Origin of the sequence: Shewanella sp. GutDb-MelDb, from assembly GCF_002836075.1 — a bacterium.
Taxonomy (GTDB): Bacteria; Pseudomonadota; Gammaproteobacteria; order Enterobacterales; family Shewanellaceae; genus Shewanella.
On record NZ_PJBM01000029.1, the window covers coordinates 1 to 3,747 of the forward strand.

The 3,747-nt window shown below is 37.1% G+C and carries 3 protein-coding genes; all 3 read left to right on the forward strand.

What is annotated here, in order from left to right:
• Positions 1-2,470: DMSO/selenate family reductase complex A subunit (locus CXF82_RS00775; protein ID WP_102038576.1), on the forward strand; the 2,470-nt coding region annotated here is incomplete at its 5' end.
• A gap of 13 nt (positions 2,471-2,483) precedes the next feature.
• Entirely contained in the window at positions 2,484-3,116 is a 633-nt protein-coding gene (locus tag CXF82_RS00780; protein WP_102038577.1) for a DMSO/selenate family reductase complex B subunit, read from the forward strand.
• Between the two features lie 50 nt (positions 3,117-3,166).
• Positions 3,167-3,747: TorD/DmsD family molecular chaperone (locus CXF82_RS00785; protein ID WP_102043503.1), on the forward strand; the 581-nt coding region annotated here is incomplete at its 3' end.

Consider the following 3,747-nt stretch of genomic DNA (forward strand, 5'->3'; position numbering starts at 1 on the left):
TAAAGATGTTGAAGTTGTACCACCTAAGCCGCCTGAAGTGGGTATTGAAAATAGTGGGTGGTCTGCATGTCTATGCAATTGCTTTTCAAATTGTCCCATAAAGGTATACAGTTCGGATGGAGTAGTTACTAGAATTGAGGCAGATTCTGAAACCATAGATGATTACGGAAATACACATCAAATAAGATCTTGTGCTAGAGGTCGGTCTTTAAAACAACGAACTTATGCTCCAGATCGTTTAAAAACACCAATGAAACGTGTTGGCAAGCGTGGTGAGGGAAAATTTGTACCTATTACTTGGGAAGAAGCAACATCAGAAATTGCAGAAAAACTATCGCATATAAAAAATGAGTATGGGAACAAATCTATTTATTTAAAAGCGGGTTCAGGTGCTGACTACGGAGTAAATAATGCATCTGCATGTTTTTCAAGGTTATTAAACTTAACAGGTGGTTTTCTTGGCAGTTATGGTAATTATTCTATTGGCAAACAGATGGATGCTGTTTTCGCGACTTATGGTGGGATAGATTCACCTGCTTACCCTAGTATGAATGGCTCTTCATTATTTACATTAGAAGACAGTGACCTATTTGTTAGTTTTGGATTTAACCCTAGCGAAACTACACAAAGTGGTTCTGGTCAGGGGTACGATTATTTAAAAGCGTTAGAAAAAAATGCCAATTTGGAAGTTATCAATATAGATCCTCGATATACAGATTCGATGCTTGGGAAAGAAAATGAATGGTTACCCATTCGTCCAGGGACTGATGCTGCATTAGCGTCTGCTATTGCTCATGAAATGATAAGTTCTGGCTGGGTTGATAACAATTCTAAAGAGTTTCTGGACAAATACTGTATAGGTTATGACCGTGAATCATTAGAGGCTCTTAAAAATAGTTTTGAAAATAGTGGTGATGCTAATAAATTAGACTTGGTGCCTCACATAGACCCGAATAAAAATTATAAAGATTATATTATGGGGGAAGGTGAATTTAATAGTTCAGGAGCTAAAACTGTTAAGTGGGCTGCTGAAATATGCGGTATTCCTGAGGCTAAAATAATTAACTTGGCTGATAAAATTAAAAATGCTAGTGCACCTTACATTATCTCTGGTGCGTCATTAAATCGACACGCTAATGGTGAACAGAACATTAGATCAATATACATGCTTGCTATTCTGACCGGTAAAATAGGCCAGTCAGGAGTTAATAACGGTGAGCTACCGTCTTCTAGGATTCTATATAATTCTAAACTTGATAAATTTAGTCACTTGAATACTGTTAAAGAATCAATTTCTTTCTTTACATGGAATGAAGCAATCTATCGTGGAACGGAAATGAATGGTAGGAAAGATGGAGTTAAAGGGTTAGCCCACCTTGATGATAAGTTAGGTTCTAATATAAAAGCTATTATATCGGTATGTGATGCATCCTTGTTAAATCAACATTCTCAAACAAATAATACAAGAGAGCTTCTTGAAGACGAATCTTTAGTCGAACTAATAGTAAGCTGTGACTGTTGGATGACATCTTCAGCAAAATTTGCAGATATTATTTTGCCCGATTCAACATGGTTAGAAACTGATGATTTTGTAAACTCTAGCCACGACCCAGGGTCTATGGGTTATTTAGTTGCAATGAGCGCATCAGTTGAGACTATGTGGGAGTGTAAATCGATTTATGATATCTGTAGTTTGTTGGCAGATAAAATGGGAATCAAAAATGAATTTACAGAAGGGAAATCAGCTATAGAGTGGTTAGAGTTATTCTACGATAAAGCAAGAAACGCATATAGTGATACAAACATTTCACCAGCAATGCCTACAACATTTTCTGAAGCACAAAAAATCGGAGTGTTTAAGCGTTTTCTTGGTACAAAAATTGTTGCCCTTGAAAGTAATATTAAAAATAACATTCCTTTTAATACTCCATCAGGAAAGATAGAAATCTACTCTACCTCATGGGCAAAGTTTTCAAATACCATGAGTTTTACGGATGAACTAGGGGATGATGTATCTCCTATTCCGATCTATCAAGTGACATGGGACGGATATCAAGACCAAGAGTCGGCTAAAGATTATCCTATCCAACTGATTGGCTATCATACAAAAGGACGAGCGCACTCAAGTTTTCATAATGTTCCTTGGCTAAGAGAAGCTGTAGAAGATGCTATTTGGATGAATCCAGAAGATGGAGAAGCTCGAGGATTATCTCAAGGGGACATGGTACATGTTTGGAATAAACGTGGGACTATTGAATTGTCAGTTCGTTTAACTCCTCGAATCCTTCCTGGAGCTGCAGCCCTAGGGCAAGGAGCTTGGTTTAAACCCGACCCTGAAGGTCGTGTTGGTCAATCTGGACATGTTATCGATATTGGTGGTTGTATTAATACGCTAACCCGTTATCAGCCAACTTCCTTTTCAAAAGGCAACCCACAACACACTAACCGTGTACAGATTGCAAAAGCTTGATGGAGTAATATAAATGATTGAATTAGCCCAATATGGTTTTTATCTAGATACTACTAAGTGTACTGGTTGCAAAGCATGTCATGTATCTTGTAAGGACCGAAAAGATTTGCCAGCAGGTATTAACTGGCGTCGTGTATATGAGTATGGAGGCGGAAGTTGGTCAACTAATACTGATGGTAGCTATGAACAAAATGTTTATAGTTATTATACTTCGATTAGCTGTAATCATTGTAGTGAACCAGTATGTGTAAAAGCATGTCCTACTGGAGCAATGCATAAGCGTCGTGAAGATGGTTTGGTACATGTGATAACTGATCTTTGTATTGGTTGTGAAAGCTGCTCTAGAGCCTGTCCTTATGATTCTCCGCAGCTAGATCAAAAGCTTAAAGTGATGACGAAGTGTGATGGTTGCTATGATCGAGTCGCTCAAGGTAAGCAGCCAATTTGTGTAGGTTCATGCCCATTGCGTGCTTTGGATTTTGACACAATGGATAACTTACGTACTAAGTATGGTAATGGTGATGGTCATATCGCGCCGTTGCCTCCGGAAGGTATCACTAGTCCCAACTTGATTATTAAGGCAAATAAGAATGGTCAGCCGGTGTCTAATGGAAATGGTCAAATATTGAATTTTTCGGAAGTTTAATTAAAAATGGCGTCTAGTAAGGACGCCTCTTTTTCATTCGGGGTAGAAATATGACAATAAATTACAAAGCAGAACAGTATTTAGAGTTTCAAGCCATTGCACGTGTTCTACATAATGTATTAATGAGGTACCCTAATTTTGAATCTATTCAAAGTTTTAAAGACAGTAACCTTGGTGGCAATTGGCCTCAACTAGCAAATTCAAAATATTATAAAGAAGGTAAATGTTTACTTTCTTTATACTGTCGCACCTGGTCTTCCGTGAAGCTTAATGACCTAAAATTAGATTATGGTCAATTATTTTATGGTCCCGGAAAACCTGTAGCTATGCCATGGGGATCAATATATTTAGGTGAACAACAACTTTTGAATGATGACTCAACATTATCGCTAAAGAGATTTTATAAAAAAAATGAAATCAGTTTTGATTTAGAATATAATCAACCAAGTGATCATATAGCATTAATTTATGCTGCCTTAGATCGATTGTTAGAGCAAGCTGCTGAAAATATGGAAAATGAAAATGTGCTTGATATCATTAAAGTCTTAATGTTGCAGCATATGTTACCTTGGACTAGTCGTTGTCTTGAACTCATTATTAAGCATGCAAATACTGATTTTTATAAAGGGAT